The sequence below is a fragment of the Cyanobium sp. Cruz-8D1 genome, assembly GCF_024345975.1.
In the GTDB taxonomy this organism is placed as follows: domain Bacteria; phylum Cyanobacteriota; class Cyanobacteriia; order PCC-6307; family Cyanobiaceae; genus Cyanobium.
Map to the genome: position 1 here is coordinate 65,467 of NZ_JAGQCD010000006.1, position 15,538 is coordinate 81,004.

General features: G+C 64.7%; 15 protein-coding genes and 1 pseudogene. 6 read left to right on the forward strand and 10 right to left on the reverse strand.

Annotated features, from left to right (window positions below; genetic code table 11):
• Window positions 1-695 precede the first annotated feature (695 nt).
• Window positions 696-1,391, reverse strand: coding sequence for a hypothetical protein (locus tag KBZ33_RS05650; RefSeq protein WP_254951281.1), 696 nt, complete (start codon window positions 1,389-1,391; stop codon window positions 696-698).
• Window positions 1,392-2,469: 1,078 nt separating this feature from the next.
• Entirely contained in the window at window positions 2,470-2,844 is a 375-nt protein-coding gene (locus KBZ33_RS05655) for a hypothetical protein (RefSeq protein ID WP_254951279.1), read from the reverse strand.
• 640 nt (window positions 2,845-3,484) lie between these two features.
• Between KBZ33_RS05655 and KBZ33_RS05660 the strand changes: the two genes are divergently transcribed.
• Entirely contained in the window at window positions 3,485-4,192 is a 708-nt protein-coding gene (locus tag KBZ33_RS05660; protein ID WP_254951277.1) for a hypothetical protein, read from the forward strand.
• A 652-nt stretch (window positions 4,193-4,844) separates the two neighbouring features.
• Complete coding sequence (locus tag KBZ33_RS05665) at window positions 4,845-5,585, forward strand: hypothetical protein (protein WP_254951275.1); 741 nt, start codon at window positions 4,845-4,847, stop codon at window positions 5,583-5,585.
• A gap of 179 nt (window positions 5,586-5,764) precedes the next feature.
• On the opposite strand, the pseudogene KBZ33_RS05670 reads toward KBZ33_RS05665, so the two are convergent.
• The 8 genes and pseudogenes from KBZ33_RS05670 to KBZ33_RS05705 form a co-directional block, all read right to left on the reverse strand.
• Window positions 5,765-5,910: pseudogene (locus KBZ33_RS05670) on the reverse strand (IS630 family transposase); the annotation flags it as partial.
• Between the two features lie 26 nt (window positions 5,911-5,936).
• Window positions 5,937-6,185, reverse strand: coding sequence for a hypothetical protein (locus tag KBZ33_RS05675; protein ID WP_254951273.1), 249 nt, complete (start codon window positions 6,183-6,185; stop codon window positions 5,937-5,939).
• A gap of 31 nt (window positions 6,186-6,216) precedes the next feature.
• On the reverse strand, window positions 6,217-7,428 hold the full coding sequence (locus KBZ33_RS05680) for a DUF4336 domain-containing protein (RefSeq protein ID WP_254951271.1): 1,212 nt from the start codon (window positions 7,426-7,428) through the stop codon (window positions 6,217-6,219).
• Window positions 7,425-8,297 (reverse strand): metal ABC transporter permease, encoded by an 873-nt coding sequence (locus KBZ33_RS05685; RefSeq protein ID WP_254951269.1) that lies wholly within the window; start codon window positions 8,295-8,297, stop codon window positions 7,425-7,427. Before KBZ33_RS05685 ends, KBZ33_RS05680 begins: the two co-directional genes overlap by 4 nt.
• On the reverse strand, window positions 8,294-9,088 hold the full coding sequence (locus tag KBZ33_RS05690; RefSeq protein ID WP_254951268.1) for a metal ABC transporter ATP-binding protein: 795 nt from the start codon (window positions 9,086-9,088) through the stop codon (window positions 8,294-8,296). Before KBZ33_RS05690 ends, KBZ33_RS05685 begins: the two co-directional genes overlap by 4 nt.
• A gap of 4 nt (window positions 9,089-9,092) precedes the next feature.
• Window positions 9,093-10,085 (reverse strand): metal ABC transporter substrate-binding protein, encoded by a 993-nt coding sequence (locus KBZ33_RS05695; protein ID WP_254951266.1) that lies wholly within the window; start codon window positions 10,083-10,085, stop codon window positions 9,093-9,095.
• 151 nt (window positions 10,086-10,236) lie between these two features.
• The gene (psbA, locus tag KBZ33_RS05700; RefSeq protein ID WP_254951264.1) at window positions 10,237-11,313 is read right to left on the reverse strand and encodes a photosystem II q(b) protein; all 1,077 of its coding nucleotides are present in this window, start codon (window positions 11,311-11,313) and stop codon (window positions 10,237-10,239) included.
• Window positions 11,314-11,468: 155 nt separating this feature from the next.
• The gene (locus KBZ33_RS05705) at window positions 11,469-12,863 is read right to left on the reverse strand and encodes a YcjF family protein (protein ID WP_254951262.1); all 1,395 of its coding nucleotides are present in this window, start codon (window positions 12,861-12,863) and stop codon (window positions 11,469-11,471) included.
• Between the two features lie 141 nt (window positions 12,864-13,004).
• Here KBZ33_RS05705 and KBZ33_RS05710 point away from each other — a divergent pair, with 141 nt between their 5' ends.
• The 4 genes from KBZ33_RS05710 to KBZ33_RS05725 all read left to right on the forward strand — a co-directional run bounded on the left by KBZ33_RS05710 (window position 13,005) and on the right by KBZ33_RS05725 (window position 15,533).
• Complete coding sequence (locus KBZ33_RS05710) at window positions 13,005-13,571, forward strand: hypothetical protein (protein WP_254951260.1); 567 nt, start codon at window positions 13,005-13,007, stop codon at window positions 13,569-13,571.
• A gap of 15 nt (window positions 13,572-13,586) precedes the next feature.
• On the forward strand, window positions 13,587-14,162 hold the full coding sequence (locus KBZ33_RS05715; protein WP_254951258.1) for a hypothetical protein: 576 nt from the start codon (window positions 13,587-13,589) through the stop codon (window positions 14,160-14,162).
• Window positions 14,159-15,196, forward strand: a complete 1,038-nt coding sequence (gene trpS / locus KBZ33_RS05720; RefSeq protein ID WP_254951256.1) for a tryptophan--tRNA ligase — start codon at window positions 14,159-14,161, stop codon at window positions 15,194-15,196. The genes KBZ33_RS05715 and trpS overlap by 4 nt, the downstream gene beginning before the upstream one ends.
• Window positions 15,197-15,386: 190 nt before the next feature.
• Entirely contained in the window at window positions 15,387-15,533 is a 147-nt protein-coding gene (locus KBZ33_RS05725; protein ID WP_315859145.1) for a hypothetical protein, read from the forward strand.
• Window positions 15,534-15,538: the final 5 nt, after the last annotated feature.

Sequence of the window (15,538 nt, forward strand, 5' to 3'; positions counted from 1 at the left end):
GGAGGCGTTGGTGGGTGAATCGTGGACGCGGAAGCGGCGCCGATGCCCCAGCCAGGCGCGGACCTACCGCTTCGCGGGTGACCGAAGGCTAGAGAGCGCCTGTGATTGCAGTAGTTGTTCACGATCCGATGGACGTCCAGGCCCTCGGGAGCGGACCTTTCGATCAGGCGCAGGAACCCCAGGAATTCCTGAATTCCTGGTGCCCATGGCGCCGTCTGCACTGGATCAGCACCTCGCCGATGGCCACATCCAGAGCAGCGAACAGGTGGTGGGTGCCGTGACGCCAGGCCCATGGGCAGTAGCGGCTGGGGGCGGTCCAGCGCCTGGATCTGCGTCTTCTCACGGATCGGTGGAGCGCTTGTAGCCGTCAGGCTTCCGCGCAGCGGTGATGCTTCTGGTGATGGGGCTGGACTGAGAAGGTCTGCAGCCAGAGTTCAACACGACCTGGGCGCGCTGCACGATCAAATGCGGCAGTGAACGGGAACTCGCGAGAGCCTGCATCTGTTGAACCTCGTCCTCAGTGAGGACGAGCTGAGGCATCGGACGACCAAGCGCCACAGGCCACCTCGGGGGACAAGGACTATCGTGTTGCTATTTCCGGGACAACACACTAGACGTCCTCCTGCAGTGGAGAGCGGCCTAAATACCTCACCAGCTCTCATGGGAACTGGACCACTGATGGGGGTCACGTCATGTCAGGGCTGGATCGCAGCTGCGGCATTATTGCTTCGTGCCTGGTCCCATTTGATCGAGGTCATACCGGCTGGTGTCCTGCGTGACTGGACTCTCTTGCGAAGCTTGCGGCTGTAGCCGTAGGCGGCACCTAGCCCTAAGAGGGGTAGAGGGCCAGGTGTCGGAACGGGAATTGTCTCTACCGAAATAATCTCTGGCCTTCTTGCTCGTTCTCTGCATTCAAGTGCATTCGGATTTTTGATACAAGGGATACCACGATAATCGTATTCAAGAGGACTGAATCGAGATCTCGATGGCAATTCATACTCTCCGAAGTAGAATTGATAGAGCCTGTCTCCCACGGCGTAGGCAAAGCCGTTGCCTGAAAACTGGTACTCTGTTGGCGGACTGCCAACCGAAGGATTAAAGAGATTGTCGGTGGGAAGCCCAGATAGAAGCGGATCAAAAAAGCCTGCGGGCAATAACGCAGTTACTTCATTTCCTTCGTCTGTCCCAGTGATGCTCCTCATTAAATATCCAGAAAACCCATTCACGGTTGACCTCGTACTTTCAGTCGTAATACGAAGTCTGCCGCCTTCGATGCGGACGGGATCGCCATCAATTAGGAGCTTGTCAAAGTTAAACAGAAATGTCTGTAGTGCTTCAGCCTTTGCCGGGAAAAGGAAAGTAGAGACAATACAACTCAACACGACTGCCACCAAAGGGTTTACGTCGGATCGTGTGACACGCCTGTTCAGCATACCTTTTAGAGAGTGCTTCACTTGGGAATCAACGCAAGTGAGCGGAAGAATGAAGCGCCAGGCACATGAGAACCAGGGCTGACATGAACCTATTCATAAATCACAATTATAGAAAACTAGCAGGTGCAAGGTTGAAGGAGATCGCGGCGCTGCACATTGGATGCAGATGTGTTCTGTATTTGAGCGTTACCATCCTGTGTTGAGAAAGCAGGCAGCATTAATTCAAGGAGTCGAATCCTGCGATGGCCATTATTCAGCAAATAGTCAGTAACGATGCCCTCGTGTTTCCCGTGAACGATCGGATCAGCACTTCAGAGCCTCTCCAGGCCGTGTGTGAGGTGGATACCGCCTTTTGAGCGGGCGTCCCAGCGGATGGAGCAAGACCTGCGCACAGGCTGAGGACCCCTGCGACGCTCCCTTTCGACCTCCTGGGCTTCAGCTGGCCTGCCCTGCAGGCGCTCGGCGGAGGCCTGCAGCCCGCCCAGGATGGAGGAGGCCAGCTGTTCCGGGAAGCCGCTGGACAGCTCCGCCTGCCCAGCCAGGCCATCGCCACCACTGGTTCTGATGCCTGAGCAGGGCGGTTTTCTCCTGGGCTCCGGCGATCGAGAGGCGCAGTTCCTTGTCGGCTGCGGCCGTGCTGCCTGGAAGCGGTTCAGCCACCACACCCTGCAGCAGGTGGCCGATGGCTCCCCCCGCAGCGCCGGGTGGCCCAGGCCAACCGGCAGCGAGAGCGAGAGGGGCTTGAACTGCGGCACGTCAGCCAGACAGGGTCGTAGTGGAACTCCTGCGGGCCCCGCCCCTGCCCGCGCCACTCCCCCACCCGGCCCGTTCGCTGCCGCCAACAAGAAAGAGGCGCAGCAGGCCTGCCGCGTTGAGCAGGCCAAGGGTGAGACCATCGGTGGTCATCCGAATGCGTTGCCCCTCAAAACGCATAGGGCACCAGAGCGGACGTGCTGCTCATGGCTGGGAAGGCGAGGGGATAGGGGCGCCGGACCCGCAAGGACCAGCAGGATCGTGCTCAGCTGCAGGGTCAATTTCAGCCACAGCAGCCACAGCGGGCGGCTGACCCGGACGGTGGTGGTGATCGGCCGGCGCGTGCGGCAGAAGGCCGACCGTGGGGGATTCCGTCCCTTCTCGCTGAGGCGAATCTTGGCGTGGTGGGCCATGAGAAGCGAACCTCCTCGCCGCCGTACGCATCGCCTTTCGGATTGCCCTCCTGGCCGTATTTCTGCGCCCAACGGGTCTCAAGGGTGAGCACAGCTCCGACATTGAGCTTGTCGCGGCGGTGCTGGAGGCGGGCTTCAATCCAGTCGCCGAAAGCTTTGGCCTTGAGGATCACCCCCACCCGATCACCGGGGGCCGGCGCACCACCGTGATCAGCGAGGCGTGCCGCCATCGTGGTGCCAGGCATGGCGATGGCGTGGATCACCAGTTCTTGCTTGACCCTGGGGCGCCCCTGGTGGTGTTTGCCGTGGCAATCGGCTCCATTTCGGCGCTGTTGAGGTTGCGGCGCAGGTGGTCCCGCGGTGCGCACGATCGCCTGATGGGCCTCTCCCGGTTCTGAGGACAAGTCGATAGGAGTCACGCCTTGATCACCAACTGTCCCTCGATGACCAACCCCATCAGAAACAGGTGCCGGTTCACAGCGCAGCAGAAAGCTGAGGTCGTGGAGCTCTGCCTGCAGGAGGGTCTCACTCCAGTCAAATCCTGATCGGTGTCCACGAAATTGGGCGAACCCCACCCGCTAGCCAGATTCACCTTGACTTTGGAATACCAATGGCTGTCTAAAAATAAAGGAATCTTCTGGAATCACGGACAAGCGGCCAAACAAGCAAACGATTTGGCTGCGGCAGAACTGCATCATATTGACGGTAAGCGGCCAGGGGAAAGCATCCCTTCATGGCATAAAATTTGTGTGCCCAGTAAGCCTAGGCTTCCACTGTTTGATTCCATCAAAGTCATTTAGGTGAACTTCAATGCCCTCTAAACCAGCTTTACCCATCCATGGCTTCCGACGCAACAAGGCGGCTTACTCAGGCGTTGTTGGCGCCGTGCTGGTCGCCAGTGCTTTGGGCTTCGGTGCTACTTCGGCGAACGCAGCAGTTGTCAGCCTTGATTTTGAGGACATCGCTCCATATCCTAATGGCAATAATGTTTTCATTCAAGAGTTTTACAATGGCGGCACTAGCAGTATCGGCACCTCTGGCCCCGACTTGGGGATTTCGTTTGGGGATAATGCCCTGTTGATCTGTCTCAATGAAGTGGGGACGAGCTGTTCCAATACTTCGCGAGGCGGCCTTGGCGATCCTGCATCCCAGAAAGGGGCGTTGTTCTTCCTCTCCGGAAGCGAAACCTTCCTGAATTACGCTTCAGGTTTTGATACCGGATTCTCATTCAATTACGTCTCATTCAGCTTTAATGGCAGCGTTGGAGTTTACGATGGATTGAACGGGACCGGCAACTTACTGGCGTCGCTCAACTTGACCCCCAATGCCGGGTCTTGCCCTGGATTCGATGCTGATTTCTGTCCGTTCTCGCCATCCGGCGTGCTGTTCCCGGGCACAGCAAAGTCGATCGGTTTTGGTGGCGTCGCCAACCAGATCGTGTTTGATGACATCACCTTCGGTTCAGACATCCCAGGACCAGGACCAGAAACTGACACTGTTCCTGGCCCCCTGCCACTTCTTGGTTTAGGCGTTGCCTTCGGCTACAGTCGTAAGCTACGGAAGCGTATCAGCGGTAGCCACAAACTCGGCTGATTGCCCCCAGTAACACTGAACAACTCCCTAGGATTAGCTCGCATGGATGTCCCCGTTTTGGCCCTGTCAAAACGGGGACTTTTTTTGAAATACTGTCGCTCCAGCAGCACGCTGCCTTCTCTTTTGTCAGCCTCCGCATTCCCATAAAAGCATCACTATTGTTCGCTCTGCCTTACCTCCCTCACGGCTAAGTCCTGGCCACTCGAACAACGGCAGCACGAGCGGCTTGGCGCTACCCTAAGCGGCGATGGAGATCCTCAACGACCCAGGCGACACTCAATTTCGAGCGACTGAGTCATGTCACTAATCCAATAATGTTGTGTGACATTCAACCGCGCTTCGTGTATCAAAAGCCATCCAGCAAAGGCCGAAGTTTTTCCAGGGACCGCCGCCCGGCATGACCATTCTCTTGGCGGAAAACGCCGCAATTGTCGTGCTTCGAGCGGCTGGCTGTGAACCTTTCGGCACCAGCACTGCCGGCTGCTCAGAGCCTCCTGAGACCCCACCACCCGCTGATCGGGCGCCTTTAGTCGCAGCCGGATCAGCGACGGAACTTCCGTTCCTCACTTCCCTTCCCTATCTGTCCGCCATGGCCCGTTCACCTGCGCACCACGAGCAAAGTGTCGAGGCGACTGCGCATGCTCCCCGGCTCATGGCTGCCCAGCTGGGGATCCTCGCCGTCTGCCTTCTCAGCCTCTACGTGGTGGTGGTGCTCGCCGCCATCCTGCCGACGGCCCTCCTGGATCCGGCCTGGCAGTTGCGGTTCACGAACGCGCTGATTGTCAACGGCTTCCTCGCTCTTCTTGGCCTGGCCCTTGTCCACTTGGCCGCCTATCTCGATCCCGCCAATCCCCATCTGGGCCGTCGACGCAATGACTTCGCCACCTGGGCTCTGATCCCCGTGCTGGGGTTTCTCCTCCTCATCCCCCTCCAGGGCTACGCCGTGTGGCGCGGCATCGGCACCGCGAAAATGGAGCAGAACAATCAGCTCAGGCAGGTGACCGGCAGGATCTCGGCCCTGCGGGAGGCGATCAACACATCCACCAACACCCAGGACCTGCAACGCCGCTGGCAGGCACTCAAGGCTCCCCCCCTGAGGCCCACCGACCTGACCCAGCCCTGGCCGCAATTGCGCAACGGCCTGCTGGAGAGCTTGGAGCAGATGGAAATCCGAGCCGGCGATCGCCTCAAGGGGATCCAGCCCTCCGTTCTGTGGCAAATTACCCAGGGCAGCATCGGTACGGTTCTCTCAGCTTTCGTGCTGGTGGTGGGCTTCGCTTCTTTTACTAAGCGCAAAGGCAGGGAACGGACGCTCCTTCAGCAGTGGCAGGATAAGTTCCAAAGCCGCAGAGGATCAGCGGGCTTCAGGTTGTCGCAACGAACAACCAGGTGACATCGGGAGTAGCCTGAAGAGGTTATGCCGAGCCTCAGTGCGGGGAGAGCCTCTTGGCACCTCAGCCACCATCCGACTGGAAGTGATCGACCTATCCAGGCATTCTCGATTTTCAGCCCAGGACGACTGGGTCTTCCCCGAGATCTGTGAGCAAAGTCGCTGCAGCGCTTGCACTGAGTGATCACCTCGCTGGTGGCCACGTTCAGCGCCGCCAACAGAGTTGTGTTGCCGTGGCGGATGTAGTCGTGGGTCACGCCCTCGACGTACCCAAGACCCATGGGTAACAGCGCTGAGTCCTGTCCAGAGGTTGGATCTGCGTCTTCTCACGGAGCTGTGGAGAGCTTGTAGCCGTCAGGCTTCCGCGCAACGGTGATGCTTCTGGCGGCGGGGCTGCACCGAGAAGGTCTGCAGCCAGCGATGGACTCTGTCGTCCCCGTAGATGCGTGGCCGGCCGGGGCGCAGCTCGTCGTGCAGACCTTCCAGCCCCAGTTCCCGGTACCGCTTGCCGACGGTCATGCCCGTCAGGTCCATCCGATCGGCGATGGCGGTGTTGGTTTCGCCGGCACCGCAGGCAAGAACGATCGGGGCACCCGGAGACACGCCTGTTTCTCGTCGCTATTTCCGGAACGGCTCACCAGGGCTGAGGCTTTTGGCTCTGTTGTGTCTCCCCCGGCACCAGCCCCAGGCGCACCAGCGTGTTGTCGATTCCGGCCAGGGTTTGCCAGGAGCCTTGATCAGGCGCCCACTCCCCCGTCGCGATCCGGTCCGCCAGGGCGGTGAGCTCCGCTGCTGAGCTAGCCACGGGGGCCTCGTGGTGGGCCGGCACCACCCAGCGCAGATCCTTCAGGCCGGCCAGCACGCGGATCCAGGCCACCAGGGCAGGCCTCTGGCGGGGGAACACCAGCCGCTCCAACACCGCCGCCACCTGCAAACGGCTGCGGCCGCCCGGCGTCAGGGCCTCGAAATCCTCCTGCCAGCCGGGCAGCCAGCGGAACGGGTAGAAGCCGAAATGGGCCCTGGCCCCGCGGCATCCCGGTGCCAGGCAATGGCGCAGCACCTCGCCCAGGGGTGGCACCTCCAGGGGCCTGGGCCGCAGGTAGGTGGCGAACAGCACCATCCGCCACCAGCCCTTGCGGCGCCGCTGGGGATCATCCAGCAGCGGTTCATCGCCCCGCTCGCGGGCATGGAACAGCAGCGGCGTGGGATCGAGATCGAACACCGCCGGCGGCTCCGGCGGAATCGCCACCAGGGCATCGGTCAGCAGCAGGCTGCCGCTGGCCCGATCGAAGCAGGCGATCTCCAGGAAGGTGCCCAGCCCCAGGTCGAGAGGGCCCAGGGGCAACCAGTCGAGCTGGTCGCCGTGGGGTACCCCATCGCTGAGCAGCACCCGGGTGCGGGAGGCGGGGAACCCCAGCCAGGCGGACGGCAGCGGCAGCGGGAAACTCCACTGCTTCGGCGACACCCATACCTGGGCCGCGGGGAAGGCCCGGGCCATGGCCGGCACCGGCAGCTTGTGCTCCAACCCCGATGCGGTGGGCAGCACGATGGTGCACACCCGGCCGTGGCGCTCCTCCAGTTCCCGCAGGCGGGAGAGCACCTCGGCGGTGGGCGCCACCGGGGCATAGAGCAGCAGTCCCTCCCGCACCCGCAGCACCAGCATCCGGATCGGCACCGCTACGTACCAGACCCCCTGCACCTGCTCGAAGCTCCACAGCCTGCCGGCGATCAGCTCCCGCACCAGGGTGCGGCGGCGGCCGTAGGGGTAGAGGGGCAGCAACGGCCACCAGGGCCAGCGTTGGTCGGCGGGCGAGGGCGTCGCAGCGACGTTGGCTGTCTCGCTCACGCGGAGGGGAAGCGGGAGGCCCGTGGGGAACGGCGCCGCTGCGCCAGCAGACCATGGCGGGGCGCCAGCAGGAAGCAGAGCAGGAACAGCAGCGTCTGCACCAGCACGATGCAGCCAGCCGTGGAGGCATCCATCCAGTAGCTCCAGTAGATCCCCACCACGCTGGAGAGCACCGCCGAAAGGATCGAGAGCCACACCATGCGGTCGAAGCGATCGGTGAGCAGGTAGGCGGTGGCCCCCGGGGTGACCAGCATCGCCACCACCAGGATGATCCCCACCGTCTGGAGGCCGGCCACCGCCGCCAGCGACAGCATCGACAGCAGCAGGTAATGCAGCACGCCGGTGTGGAGGCCGATCGAGCGGGCGTGGGTGGGATCAAAGCAGAACAGCAGCAGGTCCTTGCGCAGCACCAGCAGCACGGTCAGCACCAGCAGGCTGATCAGCACCGTCTGGAGGATGTCGGAGGAGCTGATGCCCAGCACGTTGCCGAACAGGATGTGGGACAGGTCGAGGCTGCTGCGCACCTTGGAGATCAGCGTCAGGCCGAGGGCGAAGAAGCCGGTGAACACCAGCCCGATCACGGTGTCCTCCTTGATCCGGGTCATCTGCTTGATGAAGCCGATCAGGGCCACCGAGCCGACGCCAAAGACAAAGGCCCCGACCGCAAAGGGCAGATTCAGGGCGTAGGCGATCACCACACCGGGCATCACCGCATGGGACACCGCATCGCCCATCAGGGCCCAGCCCTTGAGCGTCATGTAGCAGGAAAGCAGGCCGCAGACACAGGAGACCAGGGTGCTGACCAGCAGGGCCCGCACCATGAACTCCTGCTGCAGCGGTTCAACTAGCCAGGTGAGCAGGGTGGTCATGGCGCCTGCGGATCGGGGTCCATGGCTGTCGCCGACTCCGCCTCCAGACGCAGGCCACCGAAGGTCAGGGCCAGGTTCTCGCTGGTGAACACCGAGGCGGTCTCGCCATAGGCGAGCACGGTCTTGTTGATCAGCACCACCTGGTCGCAGAAACCGGTGACGTGGGAGAGGTCGTGGGTGGAGATCATCAGCGTGCGCCCCTCAAGGCGGAACTGCTCGAACAGCTCGATCATCAGCTTCTCGGTGCGGATGTCGACGCCGTTGAAGGGTTCATCGAGCAGCATCACCGAGGCGCCCTGGGCCAGGGCCCGCGCCAGGAAGGCCCGTTTGCGCTGGCCCCCGGAGAGGGCCCCGATCTGGCGGTGGCGCAACGGCCACAGGTCCACCCGATCCAGCGCCTCCCGCACCGCCTCCCGGTCGAGCGGACGGGGTATCCGCAGCAGATTCATGGCGCCGTAGCGGCCCATCATCACCACCTCATGGACGTTGACCGGAAAGTTCCAGTCGACGCTCTCGGTCTGGGGGACATAGGCCACCGCCCTGGCCCGGCGGGCCTGGTGCAAGGGCAGACCATTGATGGCGATGCTGCCGGCCGTCGGGCGCACGAAGCCCATCAGGGCCTTGAACAGGGTGGACTTGCCGGCCCCGTTCATCCCCACCAGGGCGCAGATGCTGCCGGCATCGAGATGCAGGGAGGCGTCGTGGACGGCCACCACCCCGTGGTAATCGACGCAGAGATGGCGAACCGAGATGCGCTCGTTGGCGCTGGGGTGAGGAAGGCGCGAGGGCATCGGTTCAATTCCCCGCCAGTCCCGCTTGCAGGGTTCTTACGTTATGACGCTGCATCTCCAGCAGGTTGGGGGCCGGACCGTCCGGCAGGGAGAGGGAATCCACATGGAACACCCCCCCGAAGCGGGCCCCCGACTGCCGGGCCACCTGCTTCTGGGCCTCGGCGCTGACCGTGCTTTCGCAGAACACCGCCGGCACCTGGCGCTCCTTCACCAGGGCGATCAGGCGGGCCATGCGCTGGGGTGTGATCTGGGATTCGGCGTTCACCGGCCACAGATAGGCCTCGGTGAGGCCATAGTCGCGGGCGAGGTAGGAGAAGGCCCCTTCACAGGTGGCGAGCACCCGCTGGCGGGGGGGGATCTGGCCCAGGGACACCTGCAGCTCCCTGTGGAGCTCGTCCAGCTGGGCGTTGTAGCGCTCGGCGTTGCGGCGGAAGGTCTCCGCGCCGGCGGGATCGAGCTGGGTGAGGGCCAGGCGGATGTTTTCCACATACACCTTGGCCAGCCGGGGGGACATCCAGGCATGGGGGTTGGGCTGGCCCTGGTGGGCGTCGCTGGCGATCGGCAGGGGTGTGATTCCTGCGGTGAGGGGCACATGGGGCACATCCCGGAGGCTGGCGTAGAAGCGCTGGGCCCAGCGCTCCAGCCCGAAGCCGTTCTCCAGCACCATCTGGGCCCCCGAAGCCCGCTTCAGGTCGCTGGGGGTCGGCTCGTAGCCGTGAACCTCGTCGCCCAGGCGCGTGATCGATTCCACCCGTACCCGCTCGCCTGCCACCTGGCGGGTCATGTCCGCCAGGATCGTGAAGGTGGTGAGCACCAGGGGGCGCCCATCCGGCGCCGCGCCCGTCTCCTTGGGTCCGGGGGGCGTTCCCTTCTCCGCCGGCCTGCGGGCACAGCCGCTCGCCAGCAGCGGCACGACAAGGGCGGTGCCCAGGAGAACCCGCGTCAGACGTTTGCTGAGGCCGCGTGGGCCCTGGCCATCCCTGCGGAGCTGAGGCATTCCGGCTGTGGGCAAGTGAGAAGGCTTGGCATGAACATTTTGGCGGTTGTTCCCCCCGATCGGTGGCTGGCTCAAGCCATAGAAAAGCCCCCTCCGCAGAGGGGGCCAAGGGATGCATCGCCTGGCCACGGAGGCCGGACCGATCGCTGGATCAGCCGATCGCCGGGGCGCGCAGGGCGACGGGAATCGACTGGGTCGCGGCCAGATCAAGCGGGAAGTTGTGCGCATTGCGCTCGTGCATCACTTCCATGCCCAGGCCGGCACGGTTGAGGATGTCGGCCCAGGTGTTGATCACCCGGCCCTGGCCATCGAGGATCGACTGGTTGAAGTTGAAGCCGTTCAGGTTGAAGGCCATCGTGCTCACGCCCAGGGCGGTGAACCAAATGCCGACCACCGGCCAGGCTGCCAGAAAGAAGTGCAGGCTGCGGCTGTTGTTGAACGAGGCGTACTGGAAGATCAGGCGACCGAAGTAACCGTGGGCGGCCACGATGTTGTAGGTCTCTTCCTCTTGGCCAAACTTGTAGCCGTAGTTCTGCGACTCGCTCTCGGTGGTTTCACGCACCAGGGAGCTGGTGACGAGCGAACCGTGCATGGCGGAGAACAGGGAGCCACCGAACACACCTGCCACACCCAGCATGTGGAACGGGTGCATCAGGATGTTGTGCTCAGCCTGGAACACCAGCATGAAATTGAAGGTGCCGCTGATGCCGAGGGGCATGCCATCGGAGAAGGACCCCTGGCCGAAGGGATAGATCAGGAACACCGCGAAGGCCGCCGAGAGGGGGGCGGAGTAGGCGACGCAGATCCAGGGGCGCATGCCCAGGCGGTAGGAGAGTTCCCACTGACGGCCCATGTAGGCCGAGATGCCGATCAGAAAGTGGAAGACCACCAGCTGGTAGGGGCCACCGTTGTACAGCCACTCATCAAGGCTGGCGGCTTCCCAGATGGGATAGAGGTGCAGGCCGATGGCGTTGCTGGAAGGAACAACGGCACCGGAGATGATGTTGTTGCCCTGGATCAGGGAGCCGGCGACGGGCTCACGGATGCCGTCGATGTCAACGGATGGGGCCGCGATGAAGGCGACGATGAAGCAGATGGCGGCAGCCAGCAGGCAGGGGATCATCAGCACACCGAACCAACCGACGTAGATGCGGTTGTTGGTGGAGGTGACCCAGCCACAGAAGCTTTCCCAGCTTCCGGAGCGGCCGCTGCGGAGGGCAGTGGTCATGGAAGTAAGACGGGTGTAAGAGGAGAGATACCTCCACAAGGGAGGTGCATTCACGTTAAGTAATGCCGTTCTGGATGGGCTCACAGCGCAATCATCCTTCAGGTAATCGGGCCGGAACTCAATAAAAGTTGATGAAGAGACTTCATGAATCGTCTTTATGTGCTGGCTGGTAGGGAGCCGGTCCCCAGGGAAGCCAGCTGCTGGCCGAGCCAGTCACGTCCCTGCTGCAGGAACCCGGGCCAGTCGAGCTTTTCCGCCTCGGCCGCCCGCGCCACCAGCAGCGGCGCCTCCCGCTTGATCCGCTCCAGGTCCGGCGCCTCGACGCCAGCTGAGAGGGCCAGCACATCGGCCATGGCATGGCACACCACCCGGGTGAGATAGGCCGCGCTCAGGGCCTGGAGCGCCCCGCCCACCAGCCAGGTGGCGCCATGCAGGCGTACGGCCGCCGCCAAGGCCTGGCTGCTCCACTCCACCACCCCCAGCAGCAGCGAGGCCTTGGCCAGTTCGACAGCGGCGGCCTTGAGCTGCTCCACGCTCCAGGGGCAATCCCAGAGACGGGCCATCTCCTGGAGCATCAGACCATTGGCCGCCGCCAGCACCACCAGATCCATTGAGGCAAGGGGGGCGGCAAACACCCCGGTCGCCACGACCCACTGGGTGCGCTGCTGCAGCTGCATGAGTCGCTGCCGTCGCAGGAGCTCCAGCTCCGCTTGCCAGTGGCGGTGGAGATCTTCGCTGCGCCGCAGCGGTGTGGCCCGGCGCAGGGCGGCACCGTCGCTGCTGAGCCAGCGGGCCAGGGGCTGCAGGCTGGCCGTCAACGCGTCGGGGCGGCCGTCCCAGCTCAGCACCCGCTCCGGAGCGGCGGCGGGCCACTGGGACACCAGCTCGGCCACCAGAGCCTGCGGGTCGCAGGGAGCCTCCGGTTGCACCAGCAGCCAGACGGGCTGACCCACGGGGACCGCCTCGAGCCAGCGCAGATCGGCGGCCCGCAGGGGGGACACCAGGTGGAACAGCACCACATCAGCGGCGGCGAGGCCGTCCGGCCAGCGGCGCTCCTGGCTCACCGCCGGGAGGGCTTCGCCCCAGCGCAGGCTCAGGCCCAGCCGACCGCGCAGGGCCCGCTGCAGCTGGGGCGCCCAGGCGGCGTCAGGGGCCACGGAGCCCACCAGGGCCAGATGCAAACCGGGCCGGTTCCCTTCCTCGCGCAGGGCGGCCAGGCCCTCGCGGCGTCGCGCCTGGCCCTCGCCGGGCTCGCCTTCGAGCCGCTCGAACTGCACGAGGAGATCGTCGCAGCGCCGCAGCCAGGCCTCGAAGCTGCTGGGCAGCCGCGACGTTGCCAGCCGGGCGGGCCGCCGGCCCAGCCACCACCAGCCCGCCGCGATTCCCGCCAGCCCCATCAGGCCCCACCCTTCCCCGGGCAGCGACCGCAGGATGAACTCGCCACCCAGCACCCCTCCGGCCAGCAACAGGCCCTGCCTGCCCCAGCCGGCTGACAGCAGTGAGGACAGCAGCGACGGCAGTGCGGCTGGGCGCAGGGGGTCCTGGGGCATCACGGGTGGCTCCCGGCGGCGATGCCTCTCTAGCTCAGAAGTGACGGGGCTCACACCCCCGACCACCTCTCCCTTAGGCCAAGGCCCCTGCAGACCCCGGCAGGGCGCAGCATGATTGTTGCTGTCGTCCGGGTCTGCTCCGTGCCGCCTTCCGATGACCGTGCCGGCCTGGCAGCAACGCTGGACGGTCTGTTCCTTCTGGACGACCAGCTGCAGGAGCTGCGCCGCACCCACGCTGAGCTGCGCCGCAGCGATCACTGGCACGGCGGCCTGCCTGTGCTGCTGCTGGAACGCTGCTGGCTGCGCCTGAGCCGTGTCTCGGTGGAGCATCTCGCCCAGCGGCTGCCCCCGGATTGCAGCCAGGAGGCCCCCGAGCTCTGCCGTTACCGGGAGCTGGTGGCAGCCGGTCGCTCGCCGTGGGAAGCCGAGCGGCTCTGCTGGGAGGACTTCGGGGCGGAGGCCTGCCGGGAAGCCCTGCGCAAGTTCTGGGCCGCCCAGGAGCGGGGGACCCAGGGCTGGACCCTGGAGACCTATCTCGACCTTCTCCAGCAATACCGCCAGCGTTTCGCCCTGGAGGGCCCTCGGCCCGTTCCTTTGTTGGTGCTGGCCCGGCGGGAAGGCCCCGCGCGCCTCGGCAGGCATCGGTTGCTGTGGCTGGTGCCCGAGGCGGCCGGCGGCCGGCCGTCGATGCGCGACACTTGCCCCTGATTGCAGGCTGCGGCCATGGGCGACGACACCAACACTCCTTTTCCCGTGGGCTCCGGCCGTGGGGACTCCCCCGAGCGGGGCAGCCGTTCGGGGGGCAACCGGGAGCCGGGTGGCTTCCGCATCCGTCTGAGCGACAACGAACTGCAGGCGGCCCGCGCCCTCCAGGACGCCTTCGGCCTGCGCTCCACCGTGGCAGTGCTGGGCTTTGCCCTGCGCACCCTTGCCGACCAGCTGGAGAAGGGGCAGCTCGAGGCCCTGGTCGCCGAGAGCCGGGCTCAGGCGGGTTCCCGCGCTCCGGCACCCCGCGGCGGGGGTGGTGAGCCCCGCCGCGTCATCGGCGGCGACGGCCAACCCCGCTCCGGCGGCCGTGGCGGCCAGGGCGCTGCCCGGATTGATCCCTTTGCCCGGCCCAGCAAGCCGGCGGCTCCGGTCGAAGTGAGTGAACCCGAAGCCCCTGCCGAGGAGGTGGCCCCGGATTCCGTCGATGAGACACCCGATTCCGTCGAGGTGGCCCCGGACGCCCTCCCGGAGCCTGGTGAAGCTCCGGTAGCCGCTTCCGAACCCGAGGTCGACGCCACCCCGGACGCGTGAGCCAGCCCAGGACCGCTCCGGCACGGCCCCGGGTGCTCTCCGGTGTCCAGCCCACCGGCGCTCTGCATCTCGGCAACTGGCTCGGGGCGATCCGTAACTGGGTGGATCTGCAGGACAGTCACGAGACCTTCTTCTGCGTGGTCGACCTGCACGCGATCACGGTGCCCCACGATCCGAAGCGTCTGGCGGAGGACACCCTCACCACCGCCGCCCTCTACTTGGCCTGCGGCATTGACCCGCAGCGGGCCACCGTCTTCGCCCAGAGCCAGGTCAGCGCCCACAGCGAACTCTGCTGGCTGCTCAATTGCGTCACGCCGCTCAACTGGCTGGAGCGCATGATCCAGTTCAAGGAGAAGGCGCTCAAGCAGGGCGACAACGTTTCCGTCGGCCTGCTGGATTACCCGGTGCTGATGGCCGCCGACATCCTTCTCTATGACGCCGATCTGGTGCCGGTGGGAGAAGACCAGAAGCAGCACCTCGAACTGGCCCGCGACATCGCCCAGCAGCGCATCAACGCCCGCTACGCGCCGGATCTCGAACATCCCATCCTCAAGGTGCCCGAGCCCCTGATCCTGAAGGAGGGGGCCCGGGTGATGAGCCTCACCGACGGCAGCGCCAAGATGAGCAAGAGCGACCCCAACGAGGGCTCCCGCATCACCCTGCTGGACCACCCCGAGCTCATCACCCGCAAGATCAAGCGGGCCAAGACCGATCCGGTCGTGGGCCTGGAGTTCGGCAATCCGGAGCGGCCAGAAGCCGACAACCTGCTCGGGCTCTATGCCCTGGTGTCCGGCCTCGGTCGTGAGCGGGCGGCGGCGGAGTGCGCCTCGATGGGCTGGGGTGGTTTCAAGCCTCTGCTGGCGGAGGCCACGGTGGAAGCCCTGCGGCCCGTGCAGCAGCGTTACGTCGAGCTGCGCAGCGATCCGGCCACACTCGAGGCCGTTCTTCGTGACGGAAGGGAGCGGGCTGCGGCCGTGGCCGGAGCAACACTGCAGCGGGTGCGCAGCGCCCTGGGATTTCTGGCTTTGGATTGAAGCGAGCGGTTCCCCCTCTGGAAAGGCGCCGCCGGAAAGTGTGAATCAATCGTTAAGTATTGATCACGACAACTGATGGTTCGTCCTGGGTGTAACTGGGAGCGCCCCCCATTCCCGTCTGCTAATTCAAGTTTTCCTCAGAGCCGACCCCGCGCTGCAAAGCTTCGATCGCCATGGGCTCACGGCCGAGGTGCTGGCCCGGTTGGCACCGGAATGGGCTTCCCTGCCGACGCTGGAGGGCGTCAGCCATTACGGCCAGCCGGTGAAAGACCGCAGTGAGCTGCAGCGCTTCTACCAGCGTGAGTTGGATCCCTTGCGCCGGCTCACCAGCGCCTGAGCCGG